We start from the raw sequence: 15802 nt of genomic DNA on the forward strand, positions 1-15802 counted from the left end.
TCTATGCCTGATCGGTGCGATCAATCCGAGGGAGCGGAGGCGGATGGACCCGCTCGCGGCGGCCGGATTGTATAGGATACGGGAGGACGGAAGCGCCGCGCGATGGCTGGCCCCGGCGGGGCCAGCCAGTCGTGATCATCAGTACACGCGCGCCTTCGGCTCGATATACGCGATGTCATTCGACATCGTGTAGGTGTGGACCGGCCGGTAATCGATCGCGACCTTGCGGGCGTCGGGGTCGAGCCAGGCAAGCGTGTGCTTCATCCACTGCTTGTCGTCGCGGTCCGGGAAGTCCTCGCGGGCATGGGCGCCGCGCGACTCGGTCCGGTTGGCGGCGGATTCCATGGTGACGACGGCCTGGCCGATCAGGTTGTCGAACTCCAGGGTCTCCAGGAGGTCGGTGTTCCAGACCAGCGAGCGGTCGGTCACCTTCACGTCCTCGGCGCCGGCCCAGACCTTGTGGATCAGGCCCTTGCCCTCCTCCAGCACCTCGCCGGTGCGGAACACGGCGCAGTTGTTCTGCATCGTCTTCTGCATCTCGAGGCGCAGCTCCGCCGTCGGCGTGCCGCCATTGGCGTAGCGGAAGCGGTCGAGGCGGGAGAGCGCCTTGTCGGCGGAATCCTTCGGCAGCTCCGGCAAGCGGCCGCCCTTCTCCACCGTCTCGGCGCAGCGCAGGCCGGCGGCGCGGCCGAACACCACGAGGTCGATGAGCGAGTTCGAGCCGAGGCGGTTCGCGCCGTGGACCGAGACGCAGGCCGCCTCGCCGATCGCCATCAGGCCCGGCACCACGTGGTCCGGGTTGCCGTTCTTCAGGGTCAGCACCTCGCCGTGGAAGTTCGTCGGGATGCCGCCCATGTTGTAGTGAACGGTCGGGATGACCGGGATCGGCTCCTTGGTCACGTCGACGCCGGCGAAGATCTTCGCGCTCTCCGAGATGCCGGGCAGGCGCTCGTGCAGGATCTTCGGGTCGAGGTGGTCGAGGTGGAGGAAGATATGGTCCTTGCTCTTGCCGACGCCGCGGCCGGCGCGGATCTCCATGGTCATGGAGCGCGAGACCACGTCGCGCGAGGCGAGGTCCTTGGCCGACGGCGCGTAGCGCTCCATGAAGCGCTCACCCTCGGAATTCGTCAGGTAGCCGCCCTCGCCGCGCGAGCCCTCGGTGATGAGGCAGCCGGCGCCGTAGATGCCGGTCGGGTGGAACTGGACGAACTCCATGTCCTCGAGCGCCAGGCCCGCCCGCAGCACCATCGCGTTGCCGTCGCCGGTGCAGGTATGGGCCGAGGTCGCCGAGAAATAGGCGCGGCCGTAGCCGCCGGTCGCCAGCACCGTCGTGGCGGCGCGGAAGCGGTGGATCTCGCCGGTCGCCTGATCGATGGCGATCACGCCGCGGCAGCGCCCCTCCTCGTCCATGATCAGGTCGAGGGCGAAGTACTCGATGAAGAAGTTGGTCTGCGCCTTCACGGCCTGGCCGTAGAGGGTGTGCAGCATGGCGTGGCCGGTACGGTCGGCCGCCGCGCAGGTGCGCTGGGCGGTGCCCTTGCCGTAATCGGTGGTCATGCCGCCGAACGGGCGCTGGTAGATCTTGCCCTCGGCGGTGCGCGAGAACGGCACGCCCCAGTGCTCGAGCTCGTAGACCGCGGCCGGCGCGTTGCGCACCAGGTACTCGATCGCGTCCTGGTCGCCGAGCCAGTCCGACCCCTTCACGGTGTCGTACATGTGCCAGCGCCAGTCGTCCGGGCCCATATTGCCGAGCGAGGCCGAGATGCCGCCCTGCGCCGCCACGGTGTGCGAGCGGGTCGGGAAAACCTTGGTGATGCAGGCGGTGCGCAGGCCCGCCTGCGAGCAGCCGACGGTGGCGCGCAGGCCCGCGCCGCCGGCGCCGACGATCACCACGTCGAAGCTGTGGTCGATGATGGTGTACGCCTTGCCGTTCTGGGCCGGCGCGGCGGAAGCGGTTGAGGCCATTGCGGTTTTCCTGTTTCTGGCGTTACGCGAGGGCCCGCAGGCTCACACGCACGATGGCGTAGAGGCAGGCGACCGCGACGACGACGCAGTAGAAGTTGTTGGCGATCACCGCGGCGATGCGCAGACCCTTGTCGTGGACGTAGTCCTCGATGACGATCTGCAAGCCCATCCGCATGTGGTTGGTGACCGAGAGGACGCCAAGGATCAGCAGGATCGCCACCAGCGGGTGCGACACCAGGGCGGCCGCCTCCGGATAGGGCCGGCCGGCCATCAGGGCGACGATCACCACGAAGGCGAGGACGAGGGGCACGTTCGAGACCGCGGTGACGCGGTGCATCCACCACTCGCGGGTGCCGTGATGGGCGGCGCCGAGGCCGCTGACGCGGGCGCGCGGCGTGCGGATCGAGGGGCGGATGTCGGGGCGGTTGTCGACCATCTGTCGTCCTCCTCTTCAGCGCGCCACGAGGGCGACGACCCAGACCAGCACGGTCAGGGCGGTCGAGCCGATCAGGGTGAAGCGGGCCATCGCGATGCGGGTGCCGGGCTCCATGCCGTGGCCGAAATCCCAGACCAGGTGGCGGATGCCGCCGAGCATGTGGTGCAGCAGGATCCAGGTATAGACGAACAGGATCAGCCGCCCGAGGATCGAGCCGAAGAACCACGCCACCGGGCCGTAGGCGCCGGGACCCGCGGCGAGCGCGACCAGCCAGAGGGCGAGCAGCGCGGTGCCGCCGTAGAGCGCCACCCCGGTGATGCGGTGGGCCACCGACATCGCCATGGTCCAGGTCCAGCGATAGATCTGGAGATGGGGCGAGAGCGGTCGCACGACCGGTCTGCCGGCGGGGTTCTGGGGCCTTGCGGTGTCCGCCATCGTGATCCTCGAGAAGTCCTGGTCTGTACCGGCTCTAAAGTGGGTCACCTACCGGCTCCGCCGCGCGAGCGCAACGTGGCCGCCGGCCGGGCCGGGTGACAGATCCATCCGCCTGTCTCCCTGGAACGCGTCCAATTCGCAATGCGGTTCTCGTTGACCCAGGCTTCGTCGTCCGCGAAGGCTGCACGTACCCCTGGTCATCTTGGGATCGCGCGATCTACCTTCGTGGCCGGCGAAACGATCGGCCGGGGACGGGCCGTCGCCCGGGAGGCGCCGCCATGCATTTCGATCTCGTCGACCTCAGCCTGTTCCGCCACGTGGTCGAGGCGGGCTCGATCACCCACGGGGCGAACCGTGCCAACCTGGCGCTCGCCGCGGCGAGCCACCGCATCCGCAGCATGGAGGCCTCGTTGGGTGCCGCCCTCCTCACGCGGGCGCGGCTCGGCGTCACGCCGACCCCCGCCGGGCGCACGCTGCTCGCGCATGCCCGTCAGATCCTCGGCAATGTCGAGCGGCTGCAGGGGGATCTCGCCGCCTTCGCGGGCGGCGCGGCGGGGCAGATCCGGGTCTTGTCGAACACCAACGCGCTCACCGAGTTCCTGCCCGAGGTGCTCTCGGCCTACCTCGCCCTGCATCCGGGCGTGAGCGTCGACATCGAGGAGCGCCTGTCGGACGAGATCGTCGGCCTCGTCGCCGAGGGCGCGGCGGATCTCGGGCTCGTCGCCGGCACGGTCGAGACCGGCAGCCTCGAGACCCACCCGTTCCGCCGCGACCGCTTCGTGCTGGTGGTGGCGGAGGGCCATCCCCTCGCCGAGCGAGCGTCGGTTCCCTTCGCCGAGGTGCTGGGCCACGACCTCGTCGGCCTCGACCGGGCGAGCGCGCTCACCCGCTTCCTCGCCGGCAAGGCCGGGCGCAGCGGCCAGCCCCTGCGCCTGCGGGTGCAGCTGCGCGGCTTCGACGCGGTGTGCCGCCTCGTCGAGTGCGGGGTCGGACTCGGCATCGTGCCGGAGACGACCGCGCGCCGGGCCGCCCGCACCATGGGCATCGCCATCGTGGCGCTGGAGGATCCTTGGGCGGTGCGCGACCTGACGATCTGCCTGCGCGACCTCGCCGCCCTGCCCCCCTTCGCCCAGGACTTCGTCGCCCATCTGAGGGCGCCGCAGGCGTGAGGACGCGCGGGTCTGGGGATGCGTTTGGGACCGCGGTCCTTCAGGCCCTGCACACCCGGCCCTTCCTGGGGTAAGACTCCCTCGGGTAAGACGGTGTCATCCGACGGCGACAGACGAGGCGACGACCCCACCCCATGCAGGATTCCGAACACCCGCGCGAGCCCGCCGCCCTGGTCGATGCCGAGGCGCATTCCGCCGGCTTCCGGCAGGTGCGCGAGGCGCGCCGGCTCGAGCTGGTGGAGGATTACGTCGAGTTGATCGCCGACCTGATCGGCGATGGCGGCGAGGCGCGCCAGGTCGACATCGCGGCCCGCCTCGGCGTGGCCCAGCCGACGGTGGCCAAGATGCTCAAGCGCCTGGCCGAGGACGGCCTGGTGCAGCAGCGCCCCTATCGGGGCGTCTTCCTCACCGAGGCCGGCCGGGCGCTGGCCGCGGAGGCGCGGGAGCGCCACCGCATCGTCGAATCGTTCCTGCTCGCGCTCGGCGTCAGCCCGGATGTGGCGCGCTGCGATGCCGAGGGCATCGAGCACCACGTCAGCCGCGAGACGCTGGAGGCGTTCCGCCGCTTCACCGCCGCCCGGACCGACGCCTAGGCAGACCTGCGTTGGCGTGCCAACGCAGGTCTGCTTATGTTTTTGTTTTATCGCAGATTTTTGCCGCAAAACCGGCAACCATTTCTGCGAAATCTGCTTGGAGCGCGGCGCCAGGCTGAGGCTTCGGTCAGGCCGCCCGGACGTTCCTGAGGAAGGCGTCGGTCTGCGCGCTCAGCTCGCGGGAGCGGTCCGACACCTCGGACGAGGCGCCGATCACCCGCGCGGCGTTCTGGCCGGTCTCCTCGGCGGAGGCCGAGACGCTCGCGGTGCCGCTCATCACGTCGCCGGCCCCGGTCGCGGCCTGGGAGACGTTGCGGACGATCTCCTGGGTCGCGGCGTTCTGCTCCTCGACCGCCGCGGCGATCGCCGTGGTCACAGAGCTGATCTCGCGGATCCGCGCGCCGAAGCCGCCGATCGCCGAGACTGCCTGCGCGGTCGAGTCCTGGATCCGGGCGATCTGCGAGGAAATCTCGTCGGTGGCCTTGGCGGTCTGGTTGGCGAGTTCCTTGACCTCGGCCGCGACGACCGCGAAGCCGCGCCCCGCCTCGCCGGCGCGCGCCGCCTCGATGGTGGCGTTGAGCGCCAGCAGGTTGGTCTGCCCGGCGATCGACGAGATCAGGCTCACGACGTCGCCGATCTTGCTCACCGCGCCGCTCAGCTCCTGCACCAGGCGCTGGGTCGCGTCGGCCTCGACCACCGCGGCTTCCGCGAGGCCGGCCGAGCCCTGGACCTGGCGGCCGATCTCGTGGACCGAGCTGCCGAGTTCCTCGGAGGCCGCCGCGACCGTGCCGATATTGGCCGAGGTCTGCCGGGCGGAGCCCGCCACCTCGCTCGAGCGGGCGCTGGTCTGGTCGGCGGTGCCGGCCATCGCGGCGGCCGCCGACTGCATCTCCGCGGCGGCGCCGGTCAGGCGCGAGAACAAGGCCGAGGAATCCTGGGCGAAGGCCGCGATCAGCTCCTCGAACCGCCGCGTGCGGGCCTCGTCGGCAGCCTTGGCTTCCATCTCGGCGTGGATGTCGACCAGCGAGCCGCAGATCCGCAGCGGAACGCCGTGCACGTCGTAGGAAGCGCCGCCGGTGGCGCGGAACCAGCGCGGCGTCCCGTCCGGCATCACGATCCGGTACTTGACGTCGTAGGCGCCCTTGTTCGCCACGTCCTTGATGGCCGCCGCGAAGGCCGACATGATCCGGTCAACGTCATCGCGAAAAATCCGGCTCGACCACGATTCCAGCTTGTCCGGATAGGCCTCGGCCGACGGGTAGCCGACGATGCGGCGGAATTCCGGCGTCCAGGTCACCTGGGTCTTCGGATGGGTGAGGTCGCCCCGGTACGGGACGACCTCCCACAGGCCCACCCCGGCACGCGTCGCGAGCAGGTCGAGAAAGCCGTCTTTGCGTGCGAAGCGCTTGAGCATCGGGATATCGGTCCGGTTCGTCCTCCGCTGTCACTACAAGCGACCGGTGAATTTAGTCTTACGCAACGGCCGCCACGAGCCGGAGACGACCGCCGGCGCAAGATCTTACGCCGACGCGGGGCCGAGAGGCGACCGGCCCGCGCCGGTCCTCAGCGCGGCATCAGCGCCCAGTAATCGAGGTCGAGGATCACCGCCGGATCGGTCGCCTCCCCGGCCTTGTCCGGATGGCCGGTGCAGGGCTGGTTCTTGGTCGCGATCGTGCGCAGACGCAGGGCCCCGACATCCTGGCGCCCGGGCAGCTCGGCGGTCGCCAACACCTCGCTCCAGGCATAGACCGTGTCGCCGGCGAAGAGCGGTGCGACGTGGCGACCGGCGTTGATGCCGGCGATCGAGAAGGCGTTGCCGAGCCCGTTGAAGCTCAGAGCGCGGGCGAGCGAGATGACGTGGCCGCCATAGATCAGGCGCTTGCCGAAGCGGGTGTCCTTGGCCGCAAAGCCGTCGAAATGGACCTTGGCGGTGTTCTGGAAGAGCCGGGTGGCGATCTGGTGCTCGGCCTCCTCGACGGTCATGCCGTCGACGTGGTCGATGCGCTCGCCCACCTCATAGTCACTGAGCCGATGCGGGCTGCCGGCGAGGCCGAGGTCATAGGCCTCCGGCTTCAGGATCGGCAGGGCGGCGGCCAGTTCTTCCGGCGCCACCGCCTTGGCGAGGCTCGGCACCGCCTCGACCGCGATCCTGGCCTCGGGGTCGCGCTTGCGCACCAGCACCCAGCGGCAATAGCTCAGCACGGCCTCACCGTGCGCGTCGTATCCGGTGGAACGGACATAGACCACACCGGTCTGGCGGTTCGAGCTCTCCTTGAGGCCGATCACCTCCGAGACCGCGTTCAGGGTCTCGCCCGGATAGACCGGCCGCAGGAAGCGCCCCTCCGCGTAGCCGAGATTGGCGACCGCGTTGAGCGAGATGTCCGGCACCGTCTTGCCGAACACGACGTGGAACACCAGCAGGTCGTCGAGGGGCGCCCGGGCGTAGCCGAAAGCCGCCGCGAAGGCGTCGGAGGATTGCACCGCGAAGCGCGGGCCGTAGAGCGCGGTGTAGAGCGCCACGTCGCCGGTGGTGACCGTGCGCGGCGTGGCGTGGCGGATGGTCTCCCCGAGACGGAAATCCTCGAAGAAACGGCCCGGGTTGGTCTTCATTGTCGCCCCTTGCGAGAGTCACTCTCGTGCGAGAGCCTGCCGGGCGCGGGGCCCGGCAGGCTCTGGGTGGTTTCGGGCCGCTCGGGAAGGCGGGCCTCTCCCGGCGATTTGAGGGGCAGGCCCGCCCTACGGTCAAGCCCCGCCGGTCAGGCTCTGGAGCCGCTCCGCCAGGGCCGGCCCGTCGCCGGCGACGCGAAACAGCTTGAAGCGCGCGGTGGCCCCGGTGGCGAGGGTCACCGCGGAGGCCGGCAGGCCGAGGGCGCGCCGCAGCACGTCCCGGATCGCCGCGTTGGCGGCGCCGTCCTCCGGCGCCGCCCGTACCCGGACCTTCAGCACGGCCGCGCCGTCGTCCCGGGTCTCGACGCCGTCGAGGGCGTCGCGCCCGCCCCGCGGGGTGGCCCGGATCCGGACCTCGATCCCCTCCGGCGTGACCCGCCAGGGCGGGGTCGGGCCTGGGGGCACGGCCTCAGACCACGCCGGAGAGGAGCTCGAACATCAGGTTGCGCAGGAAGAACAGGCCGAGGACCAGGATGATCGGCGAGATGTCGATGCCGCCGAGATTCGGCAGGATGCGCCGGATCGGCCGCAGGGCCGGCTCGGTCACCCGGAACAGGAACTCCCCGATCTGCGACACGATCGGGTTGCGCACGTTGACCACGTTGAAGGCCACCAGCCAGCTCAGCACGGCGCTGGCGATGAGCAGGTACACGTAGAGCGTGATGATGTTGTCGATGAGCCAGAGAATCGAGCGCATGCGCGGTCCGTGCGAGCCCCGGGGCACCCCGCGCGCGATTGCGGCGCGGCCGGCCCACCAAGGGAATTGACAGGCTGAGAAGGGCCGGCCTACAAGGCACCCGCCTCGGACGGGGCTGTAGCTCAGATGGGAGAGCGCCGCAATCGCACTGCGGAGGTCAGGGGTTCGAATCCCCTCAGCTCCACCAGGCCTGCCCTTCGTGGTTAACGCAGGGTTGGCATGGTGGCAGGCAGGTGGTACGGAGCCACCGGGTAGTGACATCGCCTCGGCGATACGACATATACCCGCTTTCGGCGGGGCTGTAGCTCAGATGGGAGAGCGCCGCAATCGCACTGCGGAGGTCAGGGGTTCGAATCCCCTCAGCTCCACCAAACTTCCGTTTGGTTGGATTTCGTCTTCGAAGGCGTGAAACCGGGATCGGCGTTGACCGGGGCCCGGTTTTGTCGCGTCTCGTCTGTGCCGGGTGTGTCGGTCGGCGTCGAGATCAGATCCGACGGCGGTCCATCCGACGATCCAGCGAAGGATGGGCGCAGGGCTTCACCTCTCTCTCGGCGGGCGGCAGAGCTGTCCGGAGAAAAGATGTGGCACGCCTCCCCTCTCCCGTGTGGGAGAGGGGCCGGGGGTGAGGGTGACACGCTTCAGTATCAAGCACTGAGCGTCGGGCTGCCTGCGCTACGGTCCGATTTCGACTCAGAACCGTAGCACCCTCGCGCGATCTTCGATCGCCCCGACCCCTCTCCCACACCTTGCAGCGATACCGGGCAAGGATCTCTGGCAAGCCCGGCATCGCCTGGAGAGGGGATCCCGCGCTTGATTTTTAACAGTATTTTGCGGCGGGCAGCCCCGCGCCCGCGAGGAGGAGGCTCACTCACCGTCTCGCGCAAAGGCAGCGCTGCGGCCCGCCGGAGAAGCCGCCGGTGATTGCCCCTCCCCCATTCCCCGCGAAAAAACCCACCCGCCACGCTCGAACCGCCTCACCGGCGAGGCGTTGGTCGGCGATTCCAATACCCATACTGAGTATAATCATCTCAGATGGCGTCAGCGGCGCGTCGCGCCCGGGATCACCCCGACGAACGGTCAGGAGACCCCGATGTACTATCACGACAAGCGCCTTCAGTATCCGGTGAAGGTGGAGAAGCCCGATCCCCTGTTCGCCCGCCAGCTCCAGCAGGCGATCGGCGGCATCGAGGGCGAGATCCGCGTCTGCCTGCAGTACTTCTTCCAGGCCTGGGGCGCCCGCGGGCCGAGCACGAAGTACCGCGACGTGCTGCTCAACACCGCGACCGAGGAGATCAGCCACATCGAGATGCTGTCGACGGCGGTGGCCCTCAACCTCGAGGATGCGCCGGCGACGCTCCAGGAGACTTCCGCCCAGGCCAACCCGATCGTCGGCGCGGTGATGGGGGGTGAGCGCCCGCGCCACGTCGTCGAGGGCATGCTCCAGCGCCACCTGCTCTCCACCGGCATGGCGGCCCTGCCGGTCGATTGCGACGGCGCGCCGTTCGACTGCTCGCACGTCTATGCCAGCGGCAACCTCGTCGGCGACATGTTCTGCAACGTGGCGGCCGAGGCGACCGGCCGGACCCTGGCGGTGCGGCTCTACAACTCGACCCACGACAAGGGCATGCAGGACATGCTCAGCTTCCTGATCGCCCGCGATACGATGCACCAGCAGCAATGGCTGGCGATCATCGAGGATATGGGCGGGCTGAAGGAGGGGCTGCCGGTGCCCAACAGCTTCGATCAGTCGAAGGAAGCGCAGGAATTCAGCTACATGTTCATGGGTACCGAGCGCAACGGGACCCCGGTTCCGCCCGGCCGCTACGCGGAGGGCCCGTCGATCGACGGCAAGGGCCAGTTCCACTTCCGCGCCTTCGAGCCCCTTGGCGAGGAACCGGTGCTCGGGCCGGCCCGGCCGGATTCCGGGGCCCAGAAGGAGCAGATGACATCGGCCCCGGTCACCAACAGCAAGACCTAGGCCATCAGGCGCGAGGGCGCGCGGGCCGGGCGCCAAGATTGAGCTTGACCTGTGCGCCCCTGATGTAAGATCGGTTGCCGTTCCTCAGGGACAGGGCGGCAATCAATCACCAGACCCGACGTCGCCCGGGCCGCCCGCGCCCCCGGACGAGGCGGACCCACGGTCGGGGAAGGCACATCATGGATTACCAGTACGTCGACGGGCGCCTCCAGATCCGCCGCACTGAGGAGGAGAAAAAGCCTATTCTCCAGCGCCTCAAGCGCATCGAGGGACAGGTGCGCGGCCTCCAGGCCATGGTGCAGGAGGACCGCTACTGCCTCGACGAGGTGCAGCAGATGAACGCCATCACGGCGGCGGTGCGCGAGGCGGTGCTCCAGCTCATCAGCACCCATCTCGACGCCTCGGTCGACTACGCGGTCCGCGCCCAGGATCAGGACGGCGCCATCGAAGAAATGGTACGCGTCCTGCGTGCCGCGCTGCGGCAGACGTGAGGCCCTCCGCCGGGGCCGCTCCGGCCCGGCGACGGCAGATCTCCCCGCGCTGTCCGGTCGCCCTGGCGGCCTCGGGCGCCGGTCTTATCTAAGGCTCGACTTCCGGCGCGCAGGCCCCCTCAGGACCCTTGCGCGCGCCCTCGCAACGAGCCTCATCCCGCATGTCCGCCTCCGACAGCGAAGCCAATCGCTTCTCCGCCCGCGCCGCCCGCTACGCGAAGGTCGGCGCCAACGTGGGCGGCGTCGCCGCCCGGATGGCCGGCGCGCGGCTCCTCGGCCGCAAGGGCGAGGACGTCTCGAGCGCCGCCGCCCTGGCCCAGGCCCTGGGCGGCCTGAAAGGGCCGATCATGAAGGTGGCGCAGCTGCTCGCCACCGTGCCCGACCTGCTGCCGCCCGAATACGCCGCCGAGCTGCAGAAGCTGCAATCCGAGGCGCCGCCGATGGGCGCGGCCTTCGTCAAGCGCCGCATGGCGGCCGAGCTCGGTCCGCAGTGGCAGAGCCGCTTCGGCCAATTCTCGCTCCGCCCGGCGGCGGCCGCGTCCCTCGGGCAGGTGCACCGGGCCGAGAGCCTGGACGGCGTGGCCCTGGCCTGCAAGCTGCAGTATCCGGACATGCAATCCGCCGTCGAGGCGGACCTGAAGCAGCTCGAACTCGCCTTCGCGCTGCACCGGCGCATCAGCTCGGTCATCGACACCCGCGAGATCGGCAAGGAGATCGGCGACCGGGTGCGCGAGGAGCTCGACTACACGCGCGAGGCCAAGCACGCCGCCCTCTACGCCGACGTGCTCAAGGGCATCGAGACGGTGCGGGTCCCGGTCGTGTACCCCGAACTCTCGACCAGGCGCCTGCTCACCCAGGGCTGGCTCGAGGGCGAGAAGATCCTGACCTTCACCGACGGCCCGCTGGAGCTGCGCAACCGCCTGGCGCACGCGATGTTCCAGGCCTGGTGGCACCCCTTCAGCCGAAGCGCGGTGATCCACGGCGATCCCCATCTCGGCAACTACACCGTCTTCTCGGAGGACGGCGAGCCGCAGGGCATCAACCTGCTCGATTACGGCTGCATCCGCATCTTCCATCCCCGCTTCGTCGGCGGCGTGGTCGACCTCTACAAGGGGCTGCTGCACGACGATCAGGCGCGCATCGTTCACGCCTACGAGAGCTGGGGCTTCCGCAACCTCACCCGCGAGCTCGTCGACATCCTCAACATTTGGGCCCGCTTCATCTACGGGCCACTGCTCGAGGACCGGGTCCGCACGGTGGCGGACGGCGTCAAGCCGAGCGAGTACGGCCGCCGCCAGGCCTTCGAGGTCCACCGCGCCCTCAAGGAGCGCGGTCCGGTGACGGTCCCGCGGGAATTCGTGTTCATGGACCGGGCGGCGGTGGGCCTCGGCGCGGTGTTCCTGCACCTGCGCTCGGAGCTGAACTACCACCGCCTGTTCGAGGCCCAGATCGACCGCTTCTCCCTCGACGACCTCGCCGCCCGCCAGCACGCGGCGCTGGAGAAGGCCGGCCTGCCGCAACCGGCCTGACGGGCGAGGCCATCGGGCGGCCCTTTCGCGACTTTCGAGTTGGAAAAAGGTGCGGAATCGCACCGGAACCTTCGATCAGGACGGGGCCACAGGTCCCGGTCCGGTACCGAAGAGCCGAATATCCACAAGGATTTGCAGCAAGACCGGCGGGACCCGTGGGACCCCCGCCGGTCTTGCTGCGGCTGATTGCCGGAGCCTTGAGCATGCGCTAAAGCCCGGCCAACGAGCACAAGACGGGGTCTACCGCATCATGGCCGACATCACACACGCCACCGACTCCGCCTACAGCCCGGAGATGGACGGCCCCTCCCACGAGGCCACCTATCGCGGCTTCGTCACCTTCGTCGAGATCGCCACCGGCGTCGTGATCTGCTGGGTCCTGTCGCTCGCCGTCGGCGGCGTGCGCGAGGCCTGGGTCTCGGCCATCGTCGGCGTGGTGCTGGGCGGTGTCGCCGGGGCCATCGGTGCCCTCTCGCCCTCCATCGGCTGGCGCGCCCCCGCCGTGGTGGCCGTGCTGCTCGCCCTGATGCTGGCGTTCTACTGAGGGCGTGGGCGGCGCGACCGCCCCTTCCCGTCCCGCGCCTGATAAATTGCGCGTGACTTAATCGTTAAAAATTCGTAGCGGAAGCCGTTCCCTCACGTGAGGGAACGGCTTTACAGTTGTGGGGCAGGCGTGGCCTTGTACATGCCGCCCTGGAGGGGGGAACGGCGCGTCCGCGCCGTGTATCGACCAAAGGAAGCCTGAATGCGGATCGCGGTCCTATCCGAGACCGATCCGGCGGAGCCGCGGGTCGCGGCAGTCCCGGAAACGGTAAAGAAGTACAAGGCTCTCGGGGCCGAGGTGACGGTGCAGTCCGGGGCGGGGCTCAAAGCCGGCGTGCCGGATGCCGAGTACGAGGCCGCCGGGGCCTCGATCGCAGCCGATGCCAAGGCCGCCGCCGACGGGGCGGATATCGTCCTCAAGGTGCGCCGCCCCGCCGAGGACGAGCTGCCGGCGCTCAAGCGCGGCGCGATCGTGATCGCGATCATGGAACCTTATGGCCACGAGGCCGAGGTCAAGGCGATGGCCGATGCCGGCGTCTCGGCGATCGCCATGGAGCTGATGCCCCGCATCACCCGCGCCCAGGTGATGGACGTGCTCTCGAGCCAGGCCAACCTCGCGGGCTACCGCGCGGTGGTCGACGGCGCCGCTGTCTACGGTCGCGCCCTGCCGATGATGATGACCGCGGCCGGCACCGTGCCGGCGGCCCGCATCTTCGTGATGGGCGCCGGCGTCGCCGGGCTGCAAGCCATCGCGACCGCCCGCCGCCTCGGCGCGGTGGTGACCGCCACCGACGTGCGGCCCGCCGCCAAGGAGCAGGTCGAGTCGCTCGGCGCCAAGTTCGTCGCCGTCGAGGACGACGAGTTCAAGCAGGCCGAGACCGCCGGCGGCTACGCCAAGGAGATGTCGGCCGAGTACAAGAAGAAGCAGGCCGAGCTGGTGGCGAGCCACATCGCCAAGCAGGACATCGTGGTCACGACCGCGCTGATCCCGGGGCGGCCGGCGCCGAGGCTCGTCACCGCCGACATGGTGTCGGCGATGCGGCCGGGCTCGGTCCTCGTCGATCTCGCGGTCGAGCGCGGCGGCAACGTCGAGGGCGTCAAGGCGGACGAGGTCGTCGAGACGCAGAACGGCGTCAAGATCGTCGGCTACGCCAACGTACCGGGGCGGCTGGCCGCCACCTCGTCGAGCCTCTACGCTCGCAACCTCTACGCCTTCGTCGAGACGCTCGTCGACAAGGGCTCGAAGGCGCTGGCGGTGAAGTGGGACGACGAGCTCGTCAAGGCGACCTGCCTGACCCGCGACGGCGCCGTCGTCCACCCGAACTTCCAGCCCAAGGCGGCCTAAGGCCGCTCGCCCCGAAATCGGAGGAGACCTCATGGCTACCCTTCCCCCCGACCAGGCGGCCGAGCAGGCACGCGCCGCCGCGGCCGCCGCCCGCAACGCCGCCGACATCGCCGCCCGCGCCGCCGACCAGGCGGCGATCATCGCCGACAGCGTCGGCCACGGCGTCGCCGCCGCGACCCACGGCGCCATCGATCCGACCGTGTTCCGCCTCGCGATCTTCGTGCTGGCGATCTTCGTCGGCTACTACGTGGTCTGGTCGGTGACCCCGGCCCTCCACACCCCGCTGATGTCCGTCACCAACGCGATCTCCTCGGTGATCGTCGTCGGCGCCATCCTGGCCGTCGGCGTCCCGCTGATCGAGAAGGGCACCGGCTGGGCCCGCTTCTTCGGGTTCATCGGCCTGGTCTTCGCCAGCGTGAACATCTTCGGCGGCTTCCTCGTCACCCAGCGCATGCTCAGCATGTACAAGAAGAAGGCCTGAGGCGATGTCGGAGAACGTCTCCTCGCTCCTCTACCTCGTCTCCGGCGTCCTGTTCATCCTGGCGCTGCGGGGCCTGTCCCACCCGACCACCTCCCGGCAGGGCAACCTGTACGGCATGATCGGCATGGGCATCGCCATCCTGACGACGCTGATCGGCCACGCGCCGTCCGGCGTCGGGGCGTGGTTCCTGGTGCTGCTCGGCCTCGGCATCGGCGGCGGCGCCGGCGCGGTGATCGCCAAGCGCGTGCCGATGACCGCGATGCCGCAGCTCGTGGCCGCCTTCCACTCCCTCGTCGGCCTCGCGGCCGTCGCGGTGGCGGCCGGTGCGCTCTACGCGCCGCAGGCCTTCGGCATCATCGAGAACGGCGCCATCCACAAGCAGTCGCTGTTCGAGATGGGGCTCGGTGTCGCCATCGGCGCCATCACCTTCACCGGCTCGGTGATCGCGTTCCTCAAGCTCGACGGCCGCATGTCGGGCAAGCCGATCATGCTGCCGCAGCGCCACGTCATCAACATCGTGCTGGCCGTGGTGCTGGTCGCGCTGCTGATCGGCTTCATCGGCGGCGGCAGCAAGGTGCTGTTCTGGCTGATCGTGATCCTGTCCTTCGTGCTCGGCGGCCTCCTGATCATCCCGATCGGCGGCGCGGACATGCCGGTCGTGGTCTCGATGCTCAACTCGTATTCGGGCTGGGCGGCCGCGGGCATCGGCTTCACGCTGGGCAACCTCGCGCTGATCATCACCGGCGCGCTGGTCGGCTCGTCGGGCGCGATCCTGTCCTACATCATGTGCCACGCGATGAACCGCTCGTTCATCTCGGTGATCCTCGGCGGCTTCGGCGGCGACGCCGCGGGGGCCGGCGCTGGCGGCGGCCAGGTCGAGACCCGGCCGGTCAAGCAGGGCTCGGCCGACGACGCGGCCTTCATCATGAAGAACGCCGAGAAGGTCATCATCGTGCCGGGTTACGGCATGGCGGTGGCGCAGGCCCAGCACTCGCTCCGCGAGATGGCCGACCAGCTCAAGAAGGCCGGCGTCGACGTCAAGTACGCCATCCACCCGGTGGCGGGCCGCATGCCTGGCCACATGAACGTGCTGCTCGCCGAGGCCAACGTGCCCTACGACGAGGTGCACGAATTGGAGGACATCAACGGCGAGTTCCCGCAGGCCGACGTGGCCTTCGTGATCGGCGCCAACGACGTCACCAACCCGGCCGCCAAGACCGATCCGCAATCGCCGATCTACGGCATGCCGATCCTCGACGTGGAGCGGGCCAAGACCGTGCTGTTCATCAAGCGCGGCATGGGCTCGGGCTATGCGGGCGTCGAGAACGAGGTGTTCTTCCGCGACAACACCATGATGCTGTTCGGCGACGCCAAGAAGGTGGTCGACGAGATCGTCAAGAACTTCTGACGGCCGGCCCGGGAAGGGCTGGGCGTTCCGGGGGCCTTCTGCCCCGGATCGGGAAGCGGGGCCTC

The 15802-nt window shown here is 69.5% G+C and carries 16 protein-coding genes and 2 tRNA genes; 11 read left to right on the forward strand and 7 right to left on the reverse strand.

What is annotated here, in order from left to right:
• Positions 1-138: 138 nt before the first annotated feature.
• The 3 genes from sdhA to sdhC are packed head-to-tail and all read right to left on the reverse strand — an operon-like array spanning position 139 to position 2836.
• Positions 139-1965: a succinate dehydrogenase flavoprotein subunit gene (gene sdhA / locus DK412_RS18250; protein ID WP_109973102.1), complete on the reverse strand. Its 1827-nt coding sequence runs from the start codon at positions 1963-1965 to the stop codon at positions 139-141.
• Positions 1966-1987: 22 nt separating this feature from the next.
• On the reverse strand, positions 1988-2401 hold the full coding sequence (gene sdhD / locus DK412_RS18255) for a succinate dehydrogenase, hydrophobic membrane anchor protein (protein ID WP_109973103.1): 414 nt from the start codon (positions 2399-2401) through the stop codon (positions 1988-1990).
• 15 nt (positions 2402-2416) lie between these two features.
• Positions 2417-2836: a succinate dehydrogenase, cytochrome b556 subunit gene (gene sdhC, locus DK412_RS18260; protein WP_109973104.1), complete on the reverse strand. Its 420-nt coding sequence runs from the start codon at positions 2834-2836 to the stop codon at positions 2417-2419.
• Between the two features lie 278 nt (positions 2837-3114).
• Here sdhC and DK412_RS18265 point away from each other — a divergent pair, with 278 nt between their 5' ends.
• Together DK412_RS18265 and mntR are read left to right on the forward strand one after the other, a co-directional pair.
• Positions 3115-4005: a LysR substrate-binding domain-containing protein gene (locus tag DK412_RS18265; protein ID WP_109973105.1), complete on the forward strand. Its 891-nt coding sequence runs from the start codon at positions 3115-3117 to the stop codon at positions 4003-4005.
• 134 nt (positions 4006-4139) lie between these two features.
• Positions 4140-4598 carry a manganese-binding transcriptional regulator MntR gene (gene mntR, locus DK412_RS18270; RefSeq protein ID WP_109973106.1) on the forward strand — a complete coding sequence of 153 codons (459 nt, stop codon included), beginning with the start codon at positions 4140-4142 and terminating at the stop codon, positions 4596-4598.
• Positions 4599-4725: 127 nt separating this feature from the next.
• Here mntR and DK412_RS31570 read toward each other — a convergent pair whose 3' ends face one another.
• The 4 genes from DK412_RS31570 to DK412_RS18290 form a co-directional block, all read right to left on the reverse strand.
• Positions 4726-6012, reverse strand: coding sequence for a methyl-accepting chemotaxis protein (locus DK412_RS31570; RefSeq protein WP_348629338.1), 1287 nt, complete (start codon positions 6010-6012; stop codon positions 4726-4728).
• Positions 6013-6161: 149 nt separating this feature from the next.
• Positions 6162-7208 (reverse strand): MaoC family dehydratase, encoded by a 1047-nt coding sequence (locus DK412_RS18280; protein WP_109973107.1) that lies wholly within the window; start codon positions 7206-7208, stop codon positions 6162-6164.
• A 132-nt stretch (positions 7209-7340) separates the two neighbouring features.
• Complete coding sequence (locus tag DK412_RS18285) at positions 7341-7670, reverse strand: DUF167 family protein (protein WP_109973108.1); 330 nt, start codon at positions 7668-7670, stop codon at positions 7341-7343.
• A gap of 4 nt (positions 7671-7674) precedes the next feature.
• Positions 7675-7962: a YggT family protein gene (locus DK412_RS18290; RefSeq protein ID WP_109973109.1), complete on the reverse strand. Its 288-nt coding sequence runs from the start codon at positions 7960-7962 to the stop codon at positions 7675-7677.
• Between the two features lie 111 nt (positions 7963-8073).
• On the opposite strand from DK412_RS18290, the gene DK412_RS18295 reads away from it, so the two are divergent.
• The 9 genes from DK412_RS18295 (at position 8074) to DK412_RS18335 (ending at position 15737) form a co-directional block, all read left to right on the forward strand.
• A tRNA-Ala gene (locus tag DK412_RS18295) sits at positions 8074-8149 on the forward strand.
• 108 nt (positions 8150-8257) lie between these two features.
• Positions 8258-8333, forward strand: a tRNA-Ala gene (locus DK412_RS18300).
• A 719-nt stretch (positions 8334-9052) separates the two neighbouring features.
• Entirely contained in the window at positions 9053-9940 is an 888-nt protein-coding gene (locus DK412_RS18305) for a manganese catalase family protein (protein WP_109973110.1), read from the forward strand.
• Positions 9941-10119: 179 nt separating this feature from the next.
• Positions 10120-10431, forward strand: a complete 312-nt coding sequence (locus DK412_RS18310) for a metal-sensitive transcriptional regulator (protein WP_048452223.1) — start codon at positions 10120-10122, stop codon at positions 10429-10431.
• 161 nt (positions 10432-10592) lie between these two features.
• Complete coding sequence (locus DK412_RS18315) at positions 10593-11960, forward strand: AarF/ABC1/UbiB kinase family protein (protein ID WP_109973111.1); 1368 nt, start codon at positions 10593-10595, stop codon at positions 11958-11960.
• A gap of 250 nt (positions 11961-12210) precedes the next feature.
• Positions 12211-12504 carry an aa3-type cytochrome c oxidase subunit IV gene (locus tag DK412_RS18320; RefSeq protein ID WP_109973112.1) on the forward strand — a complete coding sequence of 98 codons (294 nt, stop codon included), beginning with the start codon at positions 12211-12213 and terminating at the stop codon, positions 12502-12504.
• Between the two features lie 201 nt (positions 12505-12705).
• Positions 12706-13848, forward strand: a complete 1143-nt coding sequence (locus DK412_RS18325) for a Re/Si-specific NAD(P)(+) transhydrogenase subunit alpha (protein WP_109973113.1) — start codon at positions 12706-12708, stop codon at positions 13846-13848.
• Between the two features lie 31 nt (positions 13849-13879).
• Entirely contained in the window at positions 13880-14329 is a 450-nt protein-coding gene (locus tag DK412_RS18330; protein WP_091751684.1) for a proton-translocating transhydrogenase family protein, read from the forward strand.
• 4 nt (positions 14330-14333) lie between these two features.
• Positions 14334-15737, forward strand: a complete 1404-nt coding sequence (locus DK412_RS18335; RefSeq protein WP_109973114.1) for an NAD(P)(+) transhydrogenase (Re/Si-specific) subunit beta — start codon at positions 14334-14336, stop codon at positions 15735-15737.
• The last annotated feature ends 65 nt before the right edge of the window (positions 15738-15802 follow it).

The organism is Methylobacterium sp. 17Sr1-1 (assembly GCF_003173775.1).
Classification (GTDB): domain Bacteria; phylum Pseudomonadota; class Alphaproteobacteria; order Rhizobiales; family Beijerinckiaceae; genus Methylobacterium.

Excerpts from the sequence above, each read along its gene's own strand:
- DK412_RS18315 (WP_109973111.1), top strand. The coding sequence starts at position 10,593 with ATGTCCGCCTCCGACAGCGAAGCCAATCGCTTCTCCGCCCGCGCCGCC.
- DK412_RS18330 (WP_091751684.1), top strand. The coding sequence starts at position 13,880 with ATGGCTACCCTTCCCCCCGACCAGGCGGCCGAGCAGGCACGCGCCGCC.
- mntR (WP_109973106.1), top strand. The coding sequence starts at position 4,140 with ATGCAGGATTCCGAACACCCGCGCGAGCCCGCCGCCCTGGTCGATGCC.
- DK412_RS18305 (WP_109973110.1), top strand. The coding sequence starts at position 9,053 with ATGTACTATCACGACAAGCGCCTTCAGTATCCGGTGAAGGTGGAGAAG.
- DK412_RS18290 (WP_109973109.1), bottom strand. The coding sequence starts at position 7,962 with ATGCGCTCGATTCTCTGGCTCATCGACAACATCATCACGCTCTACGTG.
- sdhD (WP_109973103.1), bottom strand. The coding sequence starts at position 2,401 with ATGGTCGACAACCGCCCCGACATCCGCCCCTCGATCCGCACGCCGCGC.
- DK412_RS18335 (WP_109973114.1), top strand. The coding sequence starts at position 14,334 with ATGTCGGAGAACGTCTCCTCGCTCCTCTACCTCGTCTCCGGCGTCCTG.
- DK412_RS31570 (WP_348629338.1), bottom strand. The coding sequence starts at position 6,012 with ATGCTCAAGCGCTTCGCACGCAAAGACGGCTTTCTCGACCTGCTCGCG.
- sdhC (WP_109973104.1), bottom strand. The coding sequence starts at position 2,836 with ATGGCGGACACCGCAAGGCCCCAGAACCCCGCCGGCAGACCGGTCGTG.
- DK412_RS18265 (WP_109973105.1), top strand. The coding sequence starts at position 3,115 with ATGCATTTCGATCTCGTCGACCTCAGCCTGTTCCGCCACGTGGTCGAG.
- DK412_RS18280 (WP_109973107.1), bottom strand. The coding sequence starts at position 7,208 with ATGAAGACCAACCCGGGCCGTTTCTTCGAGGATTTCCGTCTCGGGGAG.
- DK412_RS18325 (WP_109973113.1), top strand. The coding sequence starts at position 12,706 with ATGCGGATCGCGGTCCTATCCGAGACCGATCCGGCGGAGCCGCGGGTC.
- DK412_RS18310 (WP_048452223.1), top strand. The coding sequence starts at position 10,120 with ATGGATTACCAGTACGTCGACGGGCGCCTCCAGATCCGCCGCACTGAG.
- DK412_RS18320 (WP_109973112.1), top strand. The coding sequence starts at position 12,211 with ATGGCCGACATCACACACGCCACCGACTCCGCCTACAGCCCGGAGATG.
- sdhA (WP_109973102.1), bottom strand. The coding sequence starts at position 1,965 with ATGGCCTCAACCGCTTCCGCCGCGCCGGCCCAGAACGGCAAGGCGTAC.